Genomic DNA, 15,103 nt, shown 5'->3' with positions numbered 1-15,103 from the left:
GGTAAAGTGATTAGCATTCCGAACGGCTTCCTACAGCCAATGACAAATCGTAATCTTTTTCTTTACCCTTTTCTTCTGCACTAAATCTACTCTTAACTCACATTGTTTTTATCCTATCCACAAACATAGGATGACAAAAATGAAGTTTACTTCATTCTCACCAATCGCACCACCTGCCCGCCGCCAACAGCCAAATCAGTATTTAGGATGCTTTTATTATTAACCTGTTGAACAATCTTAACCAAATGATTGGGGTTGCTATCTGCATCAGGAGCATCGCTGTAAATCTCTGCGTTATAATTTCCTTCTGGTAAAAATGACAGGCTGGTTTTAATACTATGTGCGGTATTATTGCTGATTGTGCCGATATACCAATCATCACCTTTTCGGCGCGCTATGGTAACGTAATCGCTCATTTTGGCATTCACTACTTTTGTTTCATCCCAGGTAAGCGGTACCTGCTGTAAAAACTCAAATCCCGGCTGACCGATATATGCATCCGGAAAATCGCATACCATCCCCTGCTCGTTTTCTAAAACCACATACATCCCAAGCATATGGCAGCGTGTACCCAACACCATAGGGGCGGTATAATGCTGCTTAAATGTTTTGAGATTAGCTGCCCTGAATCCACCCAAATGATAATCGGTTGAACCAGCAAGCGCACGGGTAAAGACAATATTCACATCAGCATCAGGCGTAACAACCGTGTTCCACTTATCATTTTCATAGTTCAATGTGCCTTCGCGCGTAAATTCGTTTGGATAAGTGCGGGCTGTGCCGGTTGGTTTATAAGCACCATGAAATTGGATATGCAAGTGATGCTGCGCCGCCTTTTCCAGTATTTCGGTTTGCATATTTACCATTTCCTGGTCGTCGCGATCCATAAAATCGCACATTAGGCCTTTTATACCCCATTTTTCAAACTGGGCGAAAGTCTCATCCAGTTTGGGATATAAAGCATAAAAATGTACCCAAACCCGGATGCCAACCCCTATCTTTTTAGCTGAGTCACATATTTGCTGCATGTCCAGCCCCGGTACAGCCCTGCTCGGGTCGGCATGCGGCCCGGGTTGAAAGCCGGCTCCATCGTTCACATACCATTCATGCAAACCGTACTCCACCACGCTGTGATAACCGAGACCATATTTCGCGCAGAAATTCACGTAGTACATGTTGGTCTCGTAGTTATTTCCCGGCGCAAATGAGGTATCCGGCGTTACGTTACCATTCCACCATGGAAAGGTTGTTTTCCCTGGCTTTATCCAGGAAATATCTTTTATGCGGCAAGGCTCGCTCAAATTAGTCAGGATATTGGACTCCATCAAAGCGCCCACCCTATCGCTGATCATCATCACCCGCCACGGACTATTGTGCGGCAGTTTGGCAAGCACTTTGATCTCCTTTTGATGCGGCAAAGGTGATAGACTGCTTTGTAAAACGCCATTATGTTTGATGAGGTACATTCCCGCATAATCCAGTAAATTGGCTTCGGTAATAGCCATATATACGCCATGCGGGTATTCAAACGTGGCCGGAAGATCCATCAGTGTATCAGGTTTCATTTTGCTGATTGGCAGTTTGTCATATAAACCTTCGTGCGAAGTGGTATAATTCTCCCTGAATAAGACCAAAGCTGTGGGATCCTGAGTCAGATTAAACTGATCCGCTTCATCGGTGATCTCGACTTTTTCACCATCCTTACCAGGAATCACATATCGAAATGCAGCACCATCATTAAATATCCGTATTTCAATATTAATCTGTCTTTTCAGTCCACCGTTTTCCATAACCGGTACCATCAGTTCATTACTCAGGCTGTGTACATGACTGCTCTTACCGATTACCAGATCATAAGTCTCTTCCATTCTTTTGGAGGATACCTTACCAAAAGTGATGTCCTTACCAAATTCACCACCCTCTTTAAAACTCAGACTCAAACGTGATTTATCGACCAGTAATTCTCCTTTATAACTTACAGTGTAGAACACACCGGATGCATCTTTATCCAGTGTAAACATTATTTTCTTATCTGGCGAACTAACTGTAAAACTTGATTTCGCAAAAGCAGAAGTGATGGTAAGAAATACCAGGAGAATAGTTAACCGGATAGCAGTCATAATTGGTTTCGTTGGTTTATAAATGTAAAAAGAATAGCTGACGGCTGTGATTGAAATTAGTATTTTGTTTCGGTTTAAGCAGATTCAGCAATCATGAAGATCATCACCTGGAATTGTAATATGGCTTTTCGCAAGAAAGTCGATTTGCTGTTGCAATACCAACCCGACTTGCTGATCATCCCGGAATGTGAACATTCGGATAAAATAGTTTCCCCCGAACCGCCAACCAGCGCCGTTTGGTATGGGGATAATCAGCATAAAGGACTTGGTGTATTCTCATTCGGAGATTATAAGCTTCAACTATTAAGCCGCCATGAACCTTCCTTCAAGACAATCTTGCCAATTGCTGTATCAAGCGGAGATATCAATTTTACTCTTTTCGCCATATGGGCCAATAACCGTCAGGATAAAGGCAATCAGTATGTAGGGCAAATTTGGAAGGCCATTCATCACTATGAAGATTTGATCAAACCTGAAAGAACAATTTTGATCGGTGATTTTAACAGCAACAGCATTTGGGATAAGCCGCGAAGAATTGGAAATCATACCGACCTGGTTAAGAAACTAAGTTTAAAGCAGATCAAAAGCGTTTATCATCAACATTTTGATCAGGCACATGGCAGCGAGCTACACCCCACCTTCAATCTATATAAAAACATCGACAAGCCTTACCATCTTGACTATTGCTTTGTATCAGAGGATATTATGCTAAAACTAACCGGTATGCAGATTGGTCTGTATGACGATTGGAAAAAACATAGCGATCACTTGCCGTTGATAATCGACTTCAATTTTTAAAAATCGCTTTTTTCAATACAGATAAGTGAATATTATTGCCTAATAGAAAAAATCATGAAAGACTTTATAGTTTTAGTACGGGAACCTGATGGAAGAGCTGATGAGCATACCGCAGAAGAGTTAAAGCTGCACCGCGAAAAATGGGATAATTGGTTTGCTAAATATAGTAAATCGGGGCACTTTAAGGGTGGTAGTGCATTGTCGCTCAATGGCAAAATAATAAAAGGCGTTGATGCCACAGTAATAAATGACATACACAAAATAGATTCCGAAATCATTGGCGGATATTTGTTACTGAAAGCTGAGGATCTGAACGAAGCAGTTGAAATTGCCCGGGAAATTCCGGTTTTTGAATTTGAAGGTTACCTGGAAGTAAGAGAGTTACAAGTAGATCAGGAATAAATAAAAAAAGCGTTCCGTCTCTCACCCCGGAACGCCCTTTCAACTAAATCCCGTATCTCATGTTATAGATACAAGCTTATTATAAATCCGTTCAACCTCTTGAAAATATAATGCCACAGAATTAGTTGTTTGATTATCAAAACATTGCACAAAGCAGCAACATCCTGATGTATCAAAAAGCGAACGTATGATGTCCGCTTTTGATGGTAGAAATATTAAGATCAGTTAATTTGAAGATTAGTTAATTAGTTAACCGGTAACCAGTGATCAGTAATGTTAGTATAATACTGATTAACTGGTCACTGATTAACTGATAACCAGTCACTCCGACCGCAGACTCTTCACCGGATTAGCTACAGCAGCTTTAAATGCCTCATAACTAAGGGTGAACAACGCAATCAGTACAGAGCTCGCTCCTGCCAGGATAAATATCCACCATGACAAGTTGATGCGATAAGCAAAATCCTGCAGCCACGAGTTCATAGCTAACCATCCCAACGGCGCAGCAATAACAAAGGCAACGATGATCAGCTTCAAAAAGTCTGCCGCGAACAAGCTCATCAGTTGACTTAATGACGCACCAAGCACTTTACGCACACCAAACTCTTTGACACGCTGCTCAGCAGAAAACATCACCAAGCCAAGCAATCCTAAGCAGGAAATACCTATGGCGACCACCGCAAATATTATAGAGAGCTGTGAAATAACGAGCTCGCTGCTATACAGTTTTTGATATTCCTGGTCGACAAACTGATAGGTAAAAGGATAATCAGGATTGATGTCTTTATAAACAGTTGCCAGGCTCTCCAATGCCTGTCGGGTTTGACCCGGTTTTATCCGTGCGATGATCACTCCAAAATATTCGTATTCCTTTACATCCAGCATTACCGGTTTTATCGGATCCCGGAGCGATTGGGTATGATAATCTTTTAATACGCCAATGATATGCCCGCGTTTTTTCCAGGCCTGTACCCACTGCCCTATCGGGTGCTTCATATTCATTTCCTTTGCAGCTTCCTCATTGATCAGGAATGCATCGGTAGAATCTGTTGGATTAGTTGGAGAAAAGTCTCTTCCTTCGGCCATTTGCAGTTTAAATAGCTTTACAAAATCAAACCCAACAGAGGCAGGCTTAATCCCCACGGTAGAATTCTTCTCTTTGCCCTGCCAGGTAATCTCATCATCGGTTACTACAAAGCCCTTGTCTTGAGGCAACACCTCGGTAGTACGGTCGACCATCGCTATGCCCGGCATGCGCAAGGCACGTTCCTTAAATAGCCTGTACTTATTTTCTTTGGATAATTCGCCTTCAATCCGGGTATAAACTAAATTTTCGCGGTCATAACCCAGGTGTGCATTTTGCACATAACTGGTTTGCCTGGTGATCACGATCGTAGCAATGAGCAATACAATAGAAAGTACAAATTGAAAGATCGTCAACCCTTTACGAAACCAAACCGATCCGCGCGTGAACTTAAGCGTACCCTTTAAAATCCTAACTGGTTTTAATGATGACAGGTACAATGCCGGGTAACTACCGGCCAATATACCTGTGATCAGCATCAAGCCTATGAGCGATAACCAGAAGGAAACATGCACCAACGGGAACCCCAACTGTTTGCCGGTGAACAGGTTAAATGATGGCAATAATGCCAGAACCAGGAGAATAGATAAAACCATCGCTATAAAAGAAAACACCAGCGATTCACCGAAGAACTGCCCGATCAAACTGGCGCGGGTTGAGCCTACTACCTTACGCACACCAACCTCCTTAGCGCGTTTTACCGAACGGGCGGTAGCCAGGTTCATGAAGTTAATGCATGCGATGATCAGGATGAAAATGGCTACCTCGCTGAATATTTTGACATATTCAATGCGGCCCGCGGTTGGCTTTCCGTTTACAAAAATGTTGTGAAGATAATTATCGCTAAAGCGTTGCAATCCAACATGAAATTGAACGCCTTTTGGTAGTGTCAGCTTCGGTTGTAAATATTGATTAATAGCAGCCTCAACACGATTTGGATCGGCATTATCAGCCAGTTGGATATAAGTTTCATAAGAATTGGAGGCCCATTCGATCCGTTTCTGCATTTCCCAGCTAAGCGCAAAGTCGAACTTTAAGGAACTTGCTGATGGCAGGTCTTCAAAAACGCTGCTCACAATAAGATTATAAGCATTTTCATAGCGGATTGTCTTACCAATAGCATTCTGGGGAGTACCAAAAAATGTCTCGGCCGTGTGGCGGGATATCACAATATTACTCTGATCCTTAAGCGCTGTTTCAGCATTATTTCCGGCAATGATGGGGTAGCTGAACATTTTGAAAAAGTCTGTTCCGATGCGCGAGCCGTTCATTTTTACGATCTTCTCACCTACCCTCAGCGTCTCGGGATGTCCCCAGGGCAGATCATAACCTGTTGCATAGCAAGCTGTATTTGCAATTCCGGGGACACTGTTCTTAACATCCTCAAGAAAGAAAATACGCCCACCCTTCATCTTATCGTATGTAGTAGGCATATTATAGTCGCCTGAAACACCGCTATTATATGTCGTGGTTTGATACAGCACATAGAGATTTTTACCATTTTTATGAAAATTGTCTATCCCTTTCTCGTCCTGCACCCAAAGCAGGATAAACAGGCAGCAGGTCATGCCCAGAGCCAACCCGATAACATTGATGAAAGTATGCGCCTTATGGCGGATCACATTGCGCCAGGCTATTAATAAATAATTGCGTATCATGATCTTAATAGGTTTTAACGGTTAAATTTTTGTATGCGCAGGATAAGCTGTTGCCAAACCAATAGCCTACAGAGCCCTGTTTCAGGTCCGGATCGAGGTCTTTATAAACCATCGACGGTTTTGCCTCGTGATTTACATAAACCTTGAGTTCGTTTCCTTTTACAACCGCCTTTATATGGAACCAGTCGGTAGCCGGTAATGCTGCTTTTGCCTGGTATTTATCGGCCTCATAATCCCACCAGTTGAAATCATTTTTCTTTTCGGGCATGTACTGAATGGCGTTTATGGTACCCGTAGAAGCAGGTCTGAAATAAAGCGTTTGGTAATGATGGTCATCTTTTATGCGGAAGGCAAGCCCCAAAAAATCCTGTCCGCTATTTGATGCCATATCCAGTTCGATCTCGCCATCAGTAAAATTTAATCCTTTGGGATAAGCTACGGTACCGAACTTGTAATTGTTAAAGCTCTTTTTGATGATCAGCGCTTTTGAGCCCTTATAGGTCTGCATGGTGCTGCTTACACCATCTGAATTGGGTAGAACCCATTGCCCGGTTTGGATAGTGCTGTAATTGTGCGTTTTACTTTTTTGCTGCGCTCCGACAATACCAGCAGCGATCAACATCATTATGGTTATCAATTGTGTTTTCATAATCAATCTTCTAGTTAATAAATATTAAACCCGTGTCATTTCGAACGAACCGGTGGGGCTGTGCTCTGGCGTGAGGAGAAATCTTATACAAGCGGCTCGCAAACTTTGCAATCGTATAAGATTTCTCTTCGCGGCCCTCACTCTATCTTTACCGCTCATCGAAATGACATTCTTTGTTTATTCATTTCGTGTAACCGTCAGATTAGCAAATTCAGCTACAGTCCCATCTGTCCATAAGCCAAACATGCCCTTACTTCTTCCCTGGAGTGTTCGTACAGATAATGAAGGTTTATCCATCCCATTCACATATACTTTAATACTGTCTTTGGTGACGACGATACGCGTATGTATCCAATCCTCAGGTTTTGGATTTGGGATGATTTCGCTCTCAAATTGTCCGGTATTCTCCTTGCGAAGCCGGTCATACCCATACTGCGGCAGACTCATATATTGTACTGACCATGTACGTCGCACAGGATCAGCATGCCGGAAATTGAACGGACGGAAGTAAATCACATCATAATTTCTTGAGGTATCAACTGCATAAAAGGCAATGCCCGGGAAGCTTTTCAGGAACTCATTTCTGCCATGGATATCCACTTCGATGGTGCCATAAGAAAAATTGATATCCTTCAACCATACATTATCACGGCAGCTTATTCCTTTTTTATCACCTTCTTCAAAAGGCTTTACCTGGCTGGATGGGCCATATACCAGATTGCCATCCGCCAGCATCTTTTGCAGGTCGATTGTTTGGCTGAACGACGTGGCACTTGTTAACAACGCAACGAGTATAAAAATTGCTCTCTTCATGGTCTTAGTCCTTTAGATTTTCCTTTTTTAGTTTTGCAAGCAGATGATCAAACCTCACCCATGCCAGGTGACAGTCCTTCGGACTATGACCTGTTGAGTAGAAAAGATACTTGCCATTTGGCGTAACGTATTCACCCCAGCGGTGTGCCACACCATCATTTATTTTCGGACCGAGACTAACCGGCGCTGTCCAGCTACCATCTTTTTTATGAAAGCTGATCCAAAGCTCACATTCGTAGGTTTTGGTTTCTTTGGCGCTTATGATGATGTAAGATTCATCTCTCGCCACAAAAAAATCGCCGTCAAAACCCGGCGTGTTCAATGGCTCACCCAGACTGCGGATTGTGGTATCTGTCCCTGTCATTCTCAATTCACTGATATCATAATCCTGGAAATCTGTCCTCTTATCCGGATGGACATTACTCGCGGCGTAGCAGGTTCCACTGGCTGTCGGCATAAAATCATATAAACCGTAACCCTTTTTTAAATACACTTCGGGTGCAGTCCACCCGGTAGCTGTGCGATGCGATTGCCAGACGAGTGAATGCTTGGCGTCGGGCTGTCCGCCTAAAAAATAGAGCGTTTGGTTATCCGGCGAAAAGGTCGGCGCGTAATAATGTTCGTTCAAAACAAATGGCCCTTTCCATTTGCCGTTCTCAAATTTCATATAGCGCACCTTGCCATTTACACCGCTGAACCAGGTGTTGTTGCTTGGATAATAGAACTCGGTACCGTCATCCGAAAAGGCTACACGGTCAAATGCAAATGTGTCCGCCTTAGCCAGTATTCCAGAGCCGAATATCTCGGGAGTATCGCCCGGTGGTTTTTGCCCTAGGTAAGCATCCTTTGTATTCCAGATACCTTTTTGTGCGTGTAGGCTGGTACTTAAACCCAGCAGTAATGCCATTGGTAAGAATGTTAGTTTATTCATGATGCTGCTTTTTAAAAATGCCTGCAGGAATGTCATTCCCTGCTGATGAAGCTGATAAATTCAGATAGTTTTTGGGTACGCCATTGGCGGTAACTTCATTTAATATCACTGTTCCGGTTTTTCTGATTCCGTTCTCCTTTGGTTTATTCAAACTGTCCGGACTAATGCTATTACCATTAAAGACCATATAATGCGTGTTATTTGCGATGAGTGAATTGTTGAACACATAGTTGGTATGAACACCTTTGTAGCCGACAAAAAAGTAATTACTATTCGATATAATATTATCCCGGAAAGTGAATGGAAGGTCAGCACTTTCATTATAACCAAACCATACAGCACCTTCATAGGTACCGTAAATAATGGAGTTAGCCAGTGAAAAATCATTGATCTTAATAAATACCAGGATTGCATTTTTACATCCAAAGAATATGCAATGATCGACATGGATGCCGCTGCCTTGCGCAAAAACACAGCCTTGTATAGGCGATGAGTTTTTCTCGCCAATAAAGTAACATTGGGATATTTCCAGGTTTTGCAATTCCGGGTTATGCCGTTCAACAGGGTAGTAATATTCCACATCCGGGGAGGCATTGCCTAAAAACTTTAGCCCCTTTAGACTTACATTGTTCCGCTCGATCTGGAAACCTACGCAATGATTAAAATGACCATAATCTTTATTATTAGCAGATACCGACTGGATTACCGGCATTTTTGCAGGTGACCAGTCATCATCATCAGGCATAACCATCGCCTCAATGGTATATTTTATAGTGTCGGTTTGTTTCTTAAATGACGGGATAATAACCTGGTGAGCAAGCAGGTATAAGCCGGGCGCCAGCTTTATAGTTACCGGTTCATTGCCGGTGAAAGTACTCGCCACCGTTGCTGCTCTTTCTAAACTGCGTAGGGGTTCAGCTACGGTTCCCTTCGCATCATCATTACCTTTTACAGCATCAACAAACAAGGTCTGCGATTTTGCAGATCCCGCTATTAACACACAGGCTAAAAAGTAAATAAGAAAAGCTCTGTTCATTTCTATAATCATTAAATTGCCGTTGCAAGGCTTTTAATTGCTTATACAAACTTATCCAGGCATTTAAACCAGGGCAATTCATAACCTGTTCAAGTTTTTTCAAGTTGTATCTTTTTGAAATTAAATGAATTACAATAACATTCCGATCATTCTATCATCCAATAGACTGCTTTTCCGCCAGCATATCCCGGAGGATATAGACGCCTATTGTGCCATGGAAATGGATGCAGATGTAAGACTTTACGTAGGAGGTCAACCCCGATCACGGGAAGATGCCGAGCGAAGGTTTATGGGAACTTTGGAACCAATTAAGGATAGGCTGAGCATGTGGGCCACAGTACAGAAAGAAAATGGGCAGTATATCGGGCGATGTGGTATTTATCCACATTTTAATAATGATGGTAGCACAATCCCTAATGAAGGCACATTAGCATTTTACATTTCAAAACCTTTTTGGAATCATGGTTATGCAACCGAGGCTGGCAACGCTTTTATAGAATTTGGATTTGAGGAGTTAGGTCTGAAAAGAATTGTCGCCCATGTACAGGCAGGGAATGAGGCTTCGGTACATGTTTTAAAGAAGTTGGGATTTGAACTTGAATCGACTGAAATAGCTCACCGTACTTTTTATCATTTTCAGTTGAAAGATTCTGTCACATAATCCATCTTCCTGCGTCTAAAGGAATGGATAAATGGTTCTGAATTGAATAAATTGCATCATGAGTGCCGCTGACCTGAAACGTTTACTGGCTATTATCGAGGAGCAACTGGACTGGGGTGATCCGTCTGGCTGGCAGGGAAAGGATTTTGAGATACTTAACGAGCTCATCCTTGAGAAAACCAAAGTATCACTAAGCGCCAGCACCTTACGCCGTTTGTGGGGCCGGGTTGAATACAACCACCTTCCGAGCGGAACCACCTTAGATACCTTAGCCCGTTTTGCAGGCTTTGAAAACTGGAGAGCATTCACCAAACGGAATAAAGATACACTGGCGCTTACCGCATCAAAAGAAGTAATTTCTGAAGAGGTAACTAAACAACCAACTCAAAGTCCGGCTAAAAAAACCGGCTGGCTTTTCAAAACTGTTTTGATCGTGGCTGGCGCAATCGTGGTAAGCTTATTGGGCATCTATGGCAAACGCACACCTGCTGACCCAAAAGGAACTATTCTGTTTCATACCCGCCCGGTTACCCGATCTCTGCCCAATTCTGTAATTTTCACTTACGATGTTAAAACTAATCCGGACGACTCTGTTTTCATTCAGCAATCATGGGATCCGGACACCAGGGTTATCGTCGATAAAAACAAACATCAATTTACTTCCGTGTACTATCGCCCCGGTTTTTATCACGCCAAACTGGGCATTAATAATAAAGTAGTAAAAGAACAACTATTGATGATCCCAACCACCGGCTGGCTCGGAATGATCTCGCAATATCCTGTTCCGGTTTACCTGGAGCAAAATGAATTTCTGAGCAAGGAAGGCATGAAGATACCGTCATCGCTTATCTACAAAAAAAATGTCCCGCTCGGTCCGCAGCCGCCGGGAGTTGAATACTACAATGTAGGGAATTTTGAGCCGGTACCTTTGAAGGAGTTTTCTTTTAGCAACGAAGTCAAGAATGATTTTCATGAAGGAGCCGCGGCCTGTCAATTCATCAGGATTATACTTTTTACCGATTATACCCCGGTTATTGTGGAAGTGTCGGCTAAAGGGTGCGTGTCTAATCTTCGATTATTGAATGGAGGCTACTTTATTTCGGGTAAAGATAATGACCTCTCAGGTTTTGGCACCGATCTTTCACAATGGACCAAAGTGGGCTGCAAAAGTGTCGGAAACAAGATTCAATACTTCATTAACGACAAGCTGGTTTTTGAATCACCAAGACCATTATATAACGAAAACATCATCGGCATTGGGTATGGTTTCCAGGGAACCGGTGAAGTGAAAAATGTAAGGTTAGATAAGGGCAATAAGACAGTTTTTGAAGCGTTTTAAAGATCGGTTGCAGGAAATGGAGCAATCCCGGACCGGCAGGCTTAGAATTTGAAAGCTGACCCACCAGCCGGAACTACTCCGTTTCCTGCATTTACCATCCTCACTATACCAACCGGCCTGTTTTCACGGCTTCCTGCAGGTTTTGCACCCTGAATTTTGGCTTATATAATTTATTGGCTACTTTTTTTACCCAGGTGTAACGATAGCCGAATACCGTTTTGATCATCTCAACTCCCATTGAACCCTTGGGATATCCGTATTTATACCAGGTAAATTTCGAATCGTCGATACGAAACCTGTCAGTAAATTCGGCAAGGAACAGGTCGATCTCGATATCAAAAATATCCAGGTCGAGGTCGATACTGGTATCCACAGTCAGCGCTTCCGGATCCACTTTTTGTATTTTATAACGGTCGCAATATCCGGTAATAAATTCCTTTAATTCGGGCAGTACCTCTTCCATTTTAAATGAATTTTTTGTGAACGTTTGATTATAAGACGACACTTTTTTAAAACGGTTGCATCAAATTCAATATTTATTTCAAAAATTTGATTCTGAGAAAGAAATCAGAGAACCTGGAGGTATAAGGTATATTATTGATATAACAACAATAGTTATCTTGAAGATAATTATTCACAAACAGGAAACTCATTGCTATTTTATTGTTTTCAGTCCCAATTCATGATCATCATAATCAAGCAAATATTCATTGTTGATAAAGAAATCGAGTCCGATAATTGATATCTGTGAACCAGAATAAGAAGGATTTTCTACTATTGCCTGGTTTTGTGTAACACTAGTAGTGTAATTGTAAATAAAACCATTACTTGTGGAAATAGACATGGCTGAATTTGATTTTATTGAAGCAGGGCTGCTGGGACCGTTAGCATATTCGATTACGCTATAAGGACTTGTACCGGTATCAAAAATCATTTCTGCAAAAATATTACTTCCTTGTAAACCTATGCTTCCTGGTACTATTGGAAAATAACCTTTGCCTGATACATATATAAATGTATTAACAGTAAATCCACTGGAATTAATATCCGCATCTGTAAGGCCAACAGTGAGTACTTGCGCGTATGTACCGTCTTTTGAAAAATTAGATGTACCCAATGCATCCATTTTAAAACCTTTTTTCAGGCCGTTGCCAGCATCGTAAAACTTAAAAGGGCTCGTAATTTCAACAGCATTGGGAAAAGTAATATCAGTTTGATCGGATACCCCAAAAATATCAAACTCATGTGGCGGATATATATTTGCTTGATTGTCAATGGCTTTATAATACAAAAGGAAAGGCAATCTTTTGACGATAAGGTTTCCATGCTCATCACCAACAGTTACATCTGCGTAAGCTAAATTTCCATAAACAGTATTTTTTGTAGAATTATCGTCGCCGTAGCCTACACTTGAAGATTGATTTGTGATGGTGATTCCATTTACCACAATTGAATCGCCCGAAAAAACAAATCCCGAAGATGATATCATTGAAGCGGGTATTATACCATTAGCATCGATAACCATGCCTCCCGAACCTGTATCAAATACCAGATCAAAATCTGTCGTTTTATTACCTATTTTGGAGATATTCATCAGTAACTCTCTGTAACCAGCCGAGTCAGATTCATAAACGCCTAACTTTTTGGACTTTGAGGCCCCAGGGACCGGATCATTTGATTTATCGCTCTTTTTACAAGATGTTAGCAAAGCAGCAAGAAGTACAGATACAAGAAAAGCTCTGAATATAAAAACTTTGTTCATGTGAGAGGTTTGGTTGTAATAAACAGTTCAGGATTAATTTACGGCTAAGATAATAATTGGTTACATTCCTTAAGTTTTTTTTAGAAAGAAATCGAATACAGGTTACCTTTTGCATTAATTATTTTTACAAATTTGAGCCACTAAAATACCATTGCAAAAGTTCTATTCTAATGGACATAAAAGTGATCGCGTTTGATGCCGATGATACCCTTTGGGTGAATGAACCTTATTTTCAAAACACCGAAAAGAAATTCTGCGCTTTGCTGGAAGAGTTTCTGCCTCAGCACACCCTATCTCGTGAACTTCTGAAAATTGAAATCGACAACCTTGCACTTTATGGTTATGGCATCAAAGGCTATATTCTTTCTATGATCGAAGCTGCGCTAAAGGTAACTGATAACAATATCCCCATAGAGGCCATTGAAAAGATCATAGGTTATGGTAAAGAATTGCTAAATGAGCCGATCGAGTTATTGGATGATGTTGAAGAAGTTTTAAAATGTTTGCAGGGACATTACCGCATTGTAGTCGCCACCAAAGGTGATCTACTGGACCAGGAACGCAAGCTCAAGAAATCGGGACTAAGCCATTATTTCCATCATATTGAGGTGATGTCGGAGAAGAGGGAAGCGGATTACTTAAAGCTGATCAGGCATCTGGATATCCAGCCTGAAGAATTTATGATGATCGGCAATTCGCTTAAATCGGATGTGATCCCCGTGATAAACATTGGCGGTCATGCTGTTCACGTGCCTTATCATACAACCTGGGCGCACGAACATGTGGAAACGAAATTAGAGCATGAAAATTTCAGGCATGTGGAGAGATTGAGGGAAGTGTTAGATTTGGTTTTGGTATAAAAGTTCATGTAGTGGTAAATAATATATTACACCGCTCATCCTGTCAAACCCAAGCTTTTTTTTAGAATTCATTTAACGGAACTAATAGCATTAAATGAACCCCGTCAACAGACCAGCTTCGGGTGAAATCAATCAAAACAAAGGTGGACTGTGAAGAGGAAAGGGCATTAGCAAACTTTACTGAAGCAGGGCAAAGCGCGAACGACAGTGGGGTAAAGTATTGCAGCCGTGGTTTTGATTGATTGCAGGGCAAAGGCCTGTGCGTGAAGAAGTCCGCTGGCTAGCGTATTGACTTGATTTATTCACAGTTGTTTGTGTTTTTAAAGGTGCTCATGAGATCGCTATCGCTAAGTTTTTGTTACTTTTTGATCAAGCAAAAAGTAAAAGAGCCTCCCGCGGCAATTGAGCGGGCCTACACATTAATTGAATTCAAAAATTTTATTGGAACACTCACACTTCTTTCTCAAACACCGCAAGCTGAATTTCCTCGCGCGGTACTCCAAACCGCGTACCATCATGGAAAGGCAGTACCTCACCGGTAGCGTGATATCCCCGGCGCTCGTACCAGGCTATCAGCTCTTTGCGGCTTTTGATCACCGTCATATAGATGGATTTACAATTCAGCTCCCTGGCTTCCATTTCAGCACGGTGAAGTAATTGGCGACCGATGCCGTTTGCCTGCAAAAGCGGAGATACGGTAAGCATGCCAAGGTACAGACGCTCATCTTTCACTTCCAGGTAAACACAGCCAATGATCTTGCTTTCATCATTCACATATTTCAGGATGGTGATATACGGATCCTGGAAATATTTGATCATGGCTATCTCATCAATACGGATGCCATCTAATAGGTGCGCTTCCGTCGTCCAGCCTCTTTTTGAGGATTCACCGCGATAGCCGCTGTTAACCAGCTGGGTTAATTCGGCGACATCGGCAATTGTGGCTTTAGTTATCTTCATAGGGGATTTCTAAAGCCACAAACCTAGTTT

14 protein-coding genes are annotated in these 15,103 nt (G+C 41.9%); 5 read left to right on the top strand and 9 right to left on the bottom strand.

Annotated elements, in window-relative coordinates; all coding sequences use genetic code 11:
- Positions 1 to 146 precede the first annotated feature (146 nt).
- Positions 147 to 2,120: a glycoside hydrolase family 97 protein gene (locus tag VIM89_RS22200; protein ID WP_488158384.1), complete on the bottom strand. Its 1,974-nt coding sequence runs from the start codon at positions 2,118 to 2,120 to the stop codon at positions 147 to 149.
- Positions 2,121 to 2,213: 93 nt separating this feature from the next.
- Here VIM89_RS22200 and VIM89_RS22195 point away from each other — a divergent pair, with 93 nt between their 5' ends.
- Positions 2,214 to 2,918: an endonuclease/exonuclease/phosphatase family protein gene (locus VIM89_RS22195; protein WP_488158383.1), complete on the top strand. Its 705-nt coding sequence runs from the start codon at positions 2,214 to 2,216 to the stop codon at positions 2,916 to 2,918.
- A 54-nt stretch (positions 2,919 to 2,972) separates the two neighbouring features.
- Positions 2,973 to 3,320: a YciI family protein gene (locus VIM89_RS22190; protein WP_488158382.1), complete on the top strand. Its 348-nt coding sequence runs from the start codon at positions 2,973 to 2,975 to the stop codon at positions 3,318 to 3,320.
- 321 nt (positions 3,321 to 3,641) lie between these two features.
- Here the strand turns inward: VIM89_RS22190 and VIM89_RS22185 are convergent, their stop codons facing one another.
- The 5 genes from VIM89_RS22185 to VIM89_RS22165 all read right to left on the bottom strand — a co-directional run bounded on the left by VIM89_RS22185 (position 3,642) and on the right by VIM89_RS22165 (position 9,491).
- Positions 3,642 to 6,062, bottom strand: a complete 2,421-nt coding sequence (locus tag VIM89_RS22185; RefSeq protein ID WP_488158381.1) for an ABC transporter permease — start codon at positions 6,060 to 6,062, stop codon at positions 3,642 to 3,644.
- A 4-nt stretch (positions 6,063 to 6,066) separates the two neighbouring features.
- Positions 6,067 to 6,711 carry a hypothetical protein gene (locus VIM89_RS22180; protein WP_488158380.1) on the bottom strand — a complete coding sequence of 215 codons (645 nt, stop codon included), beginning with the start codon at positions 6,709 to 6,711 and terminating at the stop codon, positions 6,067 to 6,069.
- A gap of 177 nt (positions 6,712 to 6,888) precedes the next feature.
- Entirely contained in the window at positions 6,889 to 7,524 is a 636-nt protein-coding gene (locus tag VIM89_RS22175) for a hypothetical protein (protein ID WP_488158379.1), read from the bottom strand.
- A 4-nt stretch (positions 7,525 to 7,528) separates the two neighbouring features.
- Positions 7,529 to 8,455 (bottom strand): hypothetical protein, encoded by a 927-nt coding sequence (locus VIM89_RS22170; RefSeq protein WP_488158378.1) that lies wholly within the window; start codon positions 8,453 to 8,455, stop codon positions 7,529 to 7,531.
- Positions 8,448 to 9,491, bottom strand: a complete 1,044-nt coding sequence (locus VIM89_RS22165; protein WP_488158377.1) for a hypothetical protein — start codon at positions 9,489 to 9,491, stop codon at positions 8,448 to 8,450. Before VIM89_RS22165 ends, VIM89_RS22170 begins: the two co-directional genes overlap by 8 nt.
- A gap of 124 nt (positions 9,492 to 9,615) precedes the next feature.
- Between VIM89_RS22165 and VIM89_RS22160 the strand changes: the two genes are divergently transcribed.
- Both VIM89_RS22160 and VIM89_RS22155 read left to right on the top strand, forming a co-directional pair.
- A complete protein-coding gene (locus tag VIM89_RS22160) occupies positions 9,616 to 10,152 on the top strand; it encodes a GNAT family N-acetyltransferase (protein ID WP_488158376.1) in 537 nt (178 codons plus the stop codon).
- 58 nt (positions 10,153 to 10,210) lie between these two features.
- Positions 10,211 to 11,491, top strand: a complete 1,281-nt coding sequence (locus tag VIM89_RS22155; protein ID WP_488158375.1) for a hypothetical protein — start codon at positions 10,211 to 10,213, stop codon at positions 11,489 to 11,491.
- A gap of 103 nt (positions 11,492 to 11,594) precedes the next feature.
- Here VIM89_RS22155 and VIM89_RS22150 read toward each other — a convergent pair whose 3' ends face one another.
- Both VIM89_RS22150 and VIM89_RS22145 read right to left on the bottom strand, forming a co-directional pair.
- Positions 11,595 to 11,954 carry a DUF1493 family protein gene (locus tag VIM89_RS22150; RefSeq protein WP_488158374.1) on the bottom strand — a complete coding sequence of 120 codons (360 nt, stop codon included), beginning with the start codon at positions 11,952 to 11,954 and terminating at the stop codon, positions 11,595 to 11,597.
- Between the two features lie 192 nt (positions 11,955 to 12,146).
- The gene (locus VIM89_RS22145) at positions 12,147 to 13,253 is read right to left on the bottom strand and encodes a hypothetical protein (protein ID WP_488158373.1); all 1,107 of its coding nucleotides are present in this window, start codon (positions 13,251 to 13,253) and stop codon (positions 12,147 to 12,149) included.
- Between the two features lie 170 nt (positions 13,254 to 13,423).
- On the opposite strand from VIM89_RS22145, the gene VIM89_RS22140 reads away from it, so the two are divergent.
- Positions 13,424 to 14,113 carry an HAD family hydrolase gene (locus VIM89_RS22140; RefSeq protein ID WP_488158372.1) on the top strand — a complete coding sequence of 230 codons (690 nt, stop codon included), beginning with the start codon at positions 13,424 to 13,426 and terminating at the stop codon, positions 14,111 to 14,113.
- Positions 14,114 to 14,563: 450 nt separating this feature from the next.
- Here VIM89_RS22140 and VIM89_RS22135 read toward each other — a convergent pair whose 3' ends face one another.
- Positions 14,564 to 15,073: a GNAT family N-acetyltransferase gene (locus VIM89_RS22135; RefSeq protein WP_488158371.1), complete on the bottom strand. Its 510-nt coding sequence runs from the start codon at positions 15,071 to 15,073 to the stop codon at positions 14,564 to 14,566.
- Between the last annotated feature and the right edge of the window lie 30 nt (positions 15,074 to 15,103).

The sequence above is a fragment of the Mucilaginibacter sp. genome (assembly GCF_036568825.1).
In the GTDB taxonomy this organism is placed as follows: Bacteria; Bacteroidota; Bacteroidia; order Sphingobacteriales; family Sphingobacteriaceae; genus Mucilaginibacter.
This window is presented reverse-complemented; position numbering and strand designations above follow the sequence as displayed.

What these genes read in the sequence shown, in the direction of transcription:
- VIM89_RS22200 (WP_488158384.1), bottom strand. Translation starts at nt 2,120, where the DNA reads ATGACTGCTATCCGGTTAACTATTCTCCTGGTATTTCTTACCATCACT.
- VIM89_RS22195 (WP_488158383.1), top strand. Translation starts at nt 2,214, where the DNA reads ATGAAGATCATCACCTGGAATTGTAATATGGCTTTTCGCAAGAAAGTC.
- VIM89_RS22190 (WP_488158382.1), top strand. Translation starts at nt 2,973, where the DNA reads ATGAAAGACTTTATAGTTTTAGTACGGGAACCTGATGGAAGAGCTGAT.
- VIM89_RS22185 (WP_488158381.1), bottom strand. Translation starts at nt 6,062, where the DNA reads ATGATACGCAATTATTTATTAATAGCCTGGCGCAATGTGATCCGCCAT.
- VIM89_RS22180 (WP_488158380.1), bottom strand. Translation starts at nt 6,711, where the DNA reads ATGAAAACACAATTGATAACCATAATGATGTTGATCGCTGCTGGTATT.
- VIM89_RS22175 (WP_488158379.1), bottom strand. Translation starts at nt 7,524, where the DNA reads ATGAAGAGAGCAATTTTTATACTCGTTGCGTTGTTAACAAGTGCCACG.
- VIM89_RS22170 (WP_488158378.1), bottom strand. Translation starts at nt 8,455, where the DNA reads ATGAATAAACTAACATTCTTACCAATGGCATTACTGCTGGGTTTAAGT.
- VIM89_RS22165 (WP_488158377.1), bottom strand. Translation starts at nt 9,491, where the DNA reads ATGAACAGAGCTTTTCTTATTTACTTTTTAGCCTGTGTGTTAATAGCG.
- VIM89_RS22160 (WP_488158376.1), top strand. Translation starts at nt 9,616, where the DNA reads ATGAATTACAATAACATTCCGATCATTCTATCATCCAATAGACTGCTT.
- VIM89_RS22155 (WP_488158375.1), top strand. Translation starts at nt 10,211, where the DNA reads ATGAGTGCCGCTGACCTGAAACGTTTACTGGCTATTATCGAGGAGCAA.
- VIM89_RS22150 (WP_488158374.1), bottom strand. Translation starts at nt 11,954, where the DNA reads ATGGAAGAGGTACTGCCCGAATTAAAGGAATTTATTACCGGATATTGC.
- VIM89_RS22145 (WP_488158373.1), bottom strand. Translation starts at nt 13,253, where the DNA reads ATGAACAAAGTTTTTATATTCAGAGCTTTTCTTGTATCTGTACTTCTT.
- VIM89_RS22140 (WP_488158372.1), top strand. Translation starts at nt 13,424, where the DNA reads ATGGACATAAAAGTGATCGCGTTTGATGCCGATGATACCCTTTGGGTG.
- VIM89_RS22135 (WP_488158371.1), bottom strand. Translation starts at nt 15,073, where the DNA reads ATGAAGATAACTAAAGCCACAATTGCCGATGTCGCCGAATTAACCCAG.